This window comes from Collimonas sp., from assembly GCF_035566555.1.
In the GTDB taxonomy this organism is placed as follows: Bacteria; Pseudomonadota; Gammaproteobacteria; order Burkholderiales; family Burkholderiaceae_D; genus Collimonas.
In genome coordinates this window covers 1-6,322 of sequence record NZ_DATMRB010000022.1, presented here as the reverse complement: position 1 = coordinate 6,322, position 6,322 = coordinate 1, and the positions used below count along the sequence as shown (strand labels likewise).

General features: G+C 60.8%; 4 protein-coding genes and 1 other RNA gene. All 5 read right to left on the bottom strand.

Translation table 11 applies throughout. The features are described from left to right. Positions 1–135: a transfer-messenger RNA gene (gene ssrA / locus VNZ65_RS03520) on the bottom strand; the annotation flags it as partial. Positions 136–212: 77 nt separating this feature from the next. Then, a complete protein-coding gene (locus VNZ65_RS03515; RefSeq protein WP_325666123.1) occupies positions 213–3,881 on the bottom strand; it encodes a DUF748 domain-containing protein in 3,669 nt (1,222 codons plus the stop codon). A gap of 161 nt (positions 3,882–4,042) precedes the next feature. Beyond that, positions 4,043–4,705, bottom strand: a complete 663-nt coding sequence (locus VNZ65_RS03510) for an HAD-IA family hydrolase (RefSeq protein ID WP_325666122.1) — start codon at positions 4,703–4,705, stop codon at positions 4,043–4,045. 90 nt (positions 4,706–4,795) lie between these two features. Further along, positions 4,796–5,491, bottom strand: coding sequence for a bifunctional 2-polyprenyl-6-hydroxyphenol methylase/3-demethylubiquinol 3-O-methyltransferase UbiG (gene ubiG, locus VNZ65_RS03505; protein ID WP_325666120.1), 696 nt, complete (start codon positions 5,489–5,491; stop codon positions 4,796–4,798). Positions 5,492–5,627: 136 nt separating this feature from the next. Continuing rightward, positions 5,628–6,263, bottom strand: coding sequence for an outer membrane protein OmpA (gene ompA / locus VNZ65_RS03500; protein ID WP_325666118.1), 636 nt, complete (start codon positions 6,261–6,263; stop codon positions 5,628–5,630). Between the last annotated feature and the right edge of the window lie 59 nt (positions 6,264–6,322).

Genomic DNA, 6,322 nt, shown 5'->3' with positions numbered 1-6,322 from the left:
TAACCGGTTATTAAGCGGCTAGTGCGTACGAGTTATCGTTTGCAGTTAGATCTATTCCGATTGTATTTACGAGGTAGTCGGTCCTCGGTATGCCCTGCGCTGCTTTGTAACCCACGTCGAAACCAGGTCGCCCCCAAGCAGCCTCTATTGTAGCGCACTTGAGGGTTTCCTGTCAGCGCGCCTTGCCAGGATTGAAACCCGCTGGCATACCCCTACTTCAGGGCGAAATCGACACGGTTCGGCGCGCCCTTGTCCTTGATGCCGTCGGCGGTCAGCTTCGGTGCGATCAGGAAAATCCGTTCCAGCGGGATCTTGCCCTTGGTTTCCAGGTATTTGCGCACTGCTTCGGCACGGCGGGTGGCGAGGGCGCTGAGGGCATCCTGAGTCACCGGAGTGTTGGCGACAATCAACTTTTCCATTTCCGCGGTCGGCAGCGACTTGGCGAAGCCGATGGCGTTGCGCGGCTTGTCGAACTTGCCGGCGCTGTACACCTTGCCCATGTACTTGTCCTTGTCGGCGTCGGTCAGGGTGACGTCATCCGATTGCGTATCTTCGCTCTGGTCGACTGAATCCTTTTGCTTCAGCTGTTTCAGCTGGCGGTTGAGGACTTGCTGGCGCACGCCGTCGGTGTCGGTCTTGGGATCGACGCGGCCGATCAGGTCCAGCTTCAGGGCCGGCCGGTCGGTGAGCGCCTTGGCGATGGTGTCCAGCTTGCCTTGGGTGGCGGCGGTGAGGGTGGCCGAGCCGGGCGCAAACTCGGCATAGCCGAGTTCATCGCCGCCGCTGCCGCCGAAGGCGGAGCTGATCAGCGCAAACGGCGAGGTCACGGCCTTGACGATCAGGTTGATGAAGATGCGGACGATGATGCCGCCTATCGAAAACTGCGGATCCGACAAGGTGCCGGAAATCGGCAGGTTGATGTTGATCTGGCCGTTGCGGTCTTTCAGCAGGGCCACGGCCAGCAGCACCGGCAGCTTGGTCGCAGTCGGGCTGTCGATCTTGTCGCCGAAGGTGAGCTGGTCGATGCGCACATTGTTGTCGGCCACCAGCTTGTCGTTTTCGATGTGGTAGCTGACGTCCATCGACAGCTTGCCCTTCTCGATGGCGTAGCCGGCGTACTTGGCGGCATATGGCGTCAGGCGCGGCAGTTCGACGCCGTTGGCGCTGGCCTTGATGTCGAGGAACATCGGCTTGAAGAGCGGATTGAGCGAGCCGGAAATGGCGACCGGCGCATCGTTATCGATCTTGCCGTTGAGGTCGATCGGCGCCGGCGCCGGCTTATCGGAAGCAATCGCGCCGACGGTGCCGTTCATGCCGGTCATGTTGGCGGTGTAGTTCGGCTTGACGAAGTTGTCGGTGTAGTTGATGTTGCCGCCCTTGATGACCACCTGGCCGATCTTGATCACCGGCGCATTCTCTTTCGGCGGCGCCGCAGCGATAGGAGCGGCAGTGACGGTGCCGGTAGCAGTCGGCTGGGTGACTTTGGGCGTGCCCTGGCCCATGCCTTCGCCGGCTTCGGCGGAAGTCAGGGACGGCGCCGGCGCACCGGGCGGCGCGTTTTTCGAGACCACGATGTCTTGCAGGTTCAGCTTGGCGGTTTCAGACAAGATGATGCGCGCATAGAAATCGCTGAGGGCGATCTTGGCCAGCGTGACGTTCTGGCGCGGGCCGCCGATATTGGCGTTGATGCCGCTGACGTCGAGCATTTTCCACTTGAGGAAATCGGCGGAGGTTTCTTTATCCAGTACGCGGAAATTGGCCAGGCGCAGGTTGCCGTTGTAGCCGGTCACCATAGCCTGGCGGCCGTTAGGCAGCACCAGCGACAGCTTACCCTTGGTGCTGGCCAGGCCTGAACTCAGCGTGACGTTGAGGAAATCGGTGAAGTAGGGCTGCAGCGCCGGCACCGGCAGGTTTTGTGCATCGATGTCGAGCGCCACCGATTTCATCTGGGCGGCGACGCTGCCGTCGACCGCCAGTTTGCCGCTCTTGTTGAGCTGGGTGCGCAGCGCGACCTTGATCGGCTTGTCGAGCTTGCTGGAGATATTTTCCGCGCTCAGGTTGAGGCCGTCGGCACGCAGCTTGACTGCCGGCTTCACGGCATTGTCGAGATAGCTCACGCTACTGTCGGTCAGCGCGAACTGGCCCAGGTTGGCAACCCATTCCGGTCCGCTTGGCTTGGCCGGCGCACTCGGCGCGCTCTTGCTGGCGGCGCCGGCGGGGGCGATGAATTGCTGCAGGTTGAGCTTGCCTTGGGCGTCGCGGCGGACGTCGCCCTGGATGCCGGCCAGGCGCAATGCGGCGGCGTTGAAGGTGTGGGCCTGAGTATCCAGGCTGGCGTTTTCCAGGCTGATCTTCTTGGCGGCGACGCTGCCGCCGGCGCTGTTTTTGGCGGCGACCTTGAGGTCATCCACATCGATGCCGAGCTGGTGCAACTGGATGCGGCCGCCCTCGATCGCGAGCAGGGTATCCAGCGACAGCTGGCCGGACACTACCGCCGCCAGCGAACGGTTGACATAGGGCTGGTAGGGCGCCAGCGACAGAGCCTTGATGCTGGCCTTGCCGGCGACCATCGCCTTGGCCGGCGTGATCTGGCCGATGAACTGGATGTGCTGGTCGGTCTCGCTGCCGGTCGAGAGCGTGACGGTGGCCGGTTTGGCGTTCTCCGCCATCGACAGCCTGCTGGCGTCCAGGGTCACGTTCTTGACTTGCAGATCCAGCGCCGGCGAGGCATTGGCGGCATCCTTCCAGTTCACGATGCCATCGTGGATGCTGAGTTTGGTCAGGGTCATCGGCGCCTGTGCTGTCGCCGGCTTCTTGGGCGCATCCTTGACGATTTCCTGCTTGGCGGCCGGCGTGCTCAGGGCTGCCCAGTTGAGGCTGCCGTTGGCGTTCAGGTTGACCCAGACTTCCGGCTTCTGGATCTCGATCCGGTCCAGCGCGGCGGCGCCGGTGAGGACATTCAGCTTGCCGATCTGGGCGCTGATGGATTGCGCTTTCAGCAGCGGCGCGGCGTTCTTGTCGGCCAGCGCCAGGTCGGCCAGCTGCAGGCCGCCGGACAGCACGACCTCGGGTTTGTCCTTGTTGCGGACGAAGGTCAGGTCAAGCTTGGTGGACAGTTTGGCGCTCTGGATCGCCAGCGGCAGGGCGACCGGGGAAAAGGCGACGTAGCTGGCGACATCCAGCTGGTCGATATCGATCGCCAGCGAGGTTTCCAGGCTGCCGGCAAACGGCTTGCTGCGTCCCTTGAGGTCGAAGGGCGTACCGTTGATCTTGGCCGAGATGTGCGGCTGGACGAAGGTGTCCACCTTGCTGGCGAAATTGGAGATGTACGGCAGGCCGATGTTGAGGGCTTCGATATCGACCAGCTTGTTGGTCACCTTGTCGTCGAACTTGATGACGCCGTTTTGCAGCTGGATATTCGAGACCGAAAACAGGGCCGGCTTGTCGCTCTTGGGCATGGCCAGAATGCGATCGATCACATCTGAGAAATTGTAGCGGCCGATGCCGTCGGCGCTGGTGCGCACGATATGCAGCTTGGGATTGATCAGCTGGGCTTCATCCAGCACCGGCGCCAGCCGGAACAGGGAAGCGAAGGAAGCATTCACCAGCAAGGTGCTGGCGGAAAAGGCAGGGGTGGTCTTGTCCGGTTCGTACAGCGTGAAATCGGAGGCTGTCAGCGTGAGGGTGAGCGGATTGAAGGCAATCTTGCCGACGCTGGCCTTGCGTCCGATCTGCGCTTCAACCTGCTGTTCAACCAGGTGCTTGGCGACCGGCGGCACTGCCAGCCAGCTGATCAGCGCCAGCACCAGCAGGACGGCGACGGTAATGCCGGTCCAGCGGATGGCGCGCGGGAGCCAGGAGGGACGAGGGAGTTTTGCCATTTTTATTCCTTATGGGCACTCATGTCCACAATATACCGCCAGACAGTCATGCTCGCTATTCTATTAAAGTCTTTGAAATTGCCCGTGACAAGTCGACAGGTAATCAATCTGACGCCATTTATCTTCCTGGACAGGTGTATGACCAGGCTTTCGGGGAAAAGTTACTGCTGTGGAAGTAAGGTCAGCAATTGCAGCGGCGTTTCGATCAGCGCATCGGCTTCCCAGCTGGCCGGTTCACTGTCGCCGCAATAACCCCAGGCGGCGGCGACGGTGGCCATGCCGGCGGCGCGCCCGGCCTGGATATCGCGCAGGTCGTCGCCCACATACCAGCATTGCTGCGGTTGCAGATTGAGGCGCCGCGCGGCTTCCAGCAACGGCTCCGGATGCGGTTTAGAATGGGCCGTGGTATCGCCGGAGATGACGCAATCGGCATCCGCCAGGCCAATCTGAGCCACCAGCGGATCGGTGAACACGGCTGCCTTGTTGGTCACTACGCCCCAGCCGAGCTGGCGCTGGCGCAATGCTTTCAAGAGCGCGGGAATGCCTTCGAACAAGGTGCTGTCGACCGCCAGCGCAGCGGCGTAGTGGGCCAGGAAACCGACCCGCAATTCCTCATAATCCGCATCGCCCGGCTTCAAGCCGAAGGCAGCGCCTATCATGCCGCGCGCGCCGGCCGAAGTGTGGGGACGCAATTGCGCGTAAGGCGTACTGCTCAAGCCGCGCTCGTTGCGCAGGCGATTGAGCGCGCCTGCCAGATCCGGTGCGGTGTCGGCAAGCGTGCCGTCAAGGTCAAACAGGATGGCGCGCGGCATTGGCAGGGGCATGATCGGTTCCTAGAGTGCAAGAAGATGGACGGCATGCAGTGCATGCGTTTTACGGCAGCCGCAGTCCGGCCCGGACTGCGGTATCGCGCTTCAGACGTGCTTGGTGCAAGCCATCAGATAGTTGACGCTGGTATCCTGGTTGAGCGAATAGATCAGCGTCAGCGGGTTATAGCTCATGCCGCGCATGACATCGACGTTGAGGCCGGCATTGCGGGCAAACTGCGCCAGTTCGGCAGGCGTGATGAACTTGGCATAGTCATGCGTGCCCTTGGGCAGCATCCGCAGCAGGTATTCGGCCGCCAGCACTGCCTGCAGGTAGGCTTTCGGATTGCGGTTCAGGGTCGAGAAAAACACCTGTCCGCCTGGTTTCACCAGCGTCGCGCAGGCGCGCACGATGGATGCCGGGTCCGGCACGTGCTCCAGCATTTCCATGCAGGTCACCACGTCGAACTGGCCGGCTTCGCGGCTGGCCATGTCTTCCGCGGCGATCTTTTCGTAACGGACCTGGATGCCCGATTCCAGGCTGTGCAGGTCGGCTACCTTCAGGGCCTTGTCCGAGAGGTCGATGCCGGTGACGGTGGCGCCTTTGCGCGCCATCGATTCCGCCAGGATGCCGCCGCCGCAGCCGATATCCAGCACCTTCTTGCCGGCCAGCGGGACACGCGAATTGATCCATTCCAGGCGCAGCGGATTGATTTCGTGCAAGGGACGGAATTCCGATTCCGGATCCCACCAGCGATGCGCCAGGTCGCTGAATTTTTTGAGTTCTGACGGGTCTGCGTTCATAGGTTGAATCATAGCTGGAAAGTAGGGTGTTGCGGCTTGTACAGCGCTTAAAAATTAGCGCAATGTCATCTGATTGCGTATGGCCATGACGAAAAAAAACCCCGCCGAGGCGGGGTTTTCATCGAATTTGCTTCGATTAGTTGGTACGTGTACCAACAACTTCGATTTCAACGCGACGGTTTTTAGCGCGGCCTGCAGCAGTCTTGTTGTCAGCGACTGGTTGCGACTTGCCCTTGCCTTCGGTGTAAACACGGTTAGCTTCGACACCCTTGTGTACCAGGTATGCCTTGACAGCTTCAGCGCGGCGAACCGACAGCTTCTGGTTGTAAGCAACGGAGCCGATCGAGTCAGTGTGACCAACAGCGATGATGACTTCCAGGTTGATTGCGCCCAGTTTCGATGTCAGGTCGTCCAGCTTGGCTTTGCCTTCTGGCTTCAGGACAGCTTTGTCGAAGTCGAAGAATGCGTCAGCAGCGAAAGTAACCTTTTGCGATACTGGAGCTGGTGCTGGAACAACTGGAGCCGGTGCTGGTGCAGCCGGTGCTGGTGCAGCTTGAGCGATTTCGCCGTCGCAGCCTGGAACCGAGTCAGCCGGTGTCCAGTAGCCGGTGTGCCAGCACAGACCGTACGGGTCACGTGCGATTACACCGTTCGAGCTTTGGACGTAGGCGCTGTTTGGGGTAGCCGCCGGGATATCTTTGATTTCCTGCGCGGAGGCAGAGAGTGCGACGACTGCGGACGCAGCGAAGACGAGTTTTGCTAATTTATTCATGTTTCTCCTCTCGGTTGAGATATCCGCAGATTAACTGCGCAACTAATATACGACATCAA

Coding starts and splice junctions, on each gene's coding strand:
- VNZ65_RS03515 (WP_325666123.1), bottom strand. CDS start 3,881: ATGGCAAAACTCCCTCGTCCCTCCTGGCTCCCGCGCGCCATCCGCTGG.
- ompA (WP_325666118.1), bottom strand. CDS start 6,263: ATGAATAAATTAGCAAAACTCGTCTTCGCTGCGTCCGCAGTCGTCGCA.
- VNZ65_RS03510 (WP_325666122.1), bottom strand. CDS start 4,705: ATGCCCCTGCCAATGCCGCGCGCCATCCTGTTTGACCTTGACGGCACG.
- ubiG (WP_325666120.1), bottom strand. CDS start 5,491: ATGAACGCAGACCCGTCAGAACTCAAAAAATTCAGCGACCTGGCGCAT.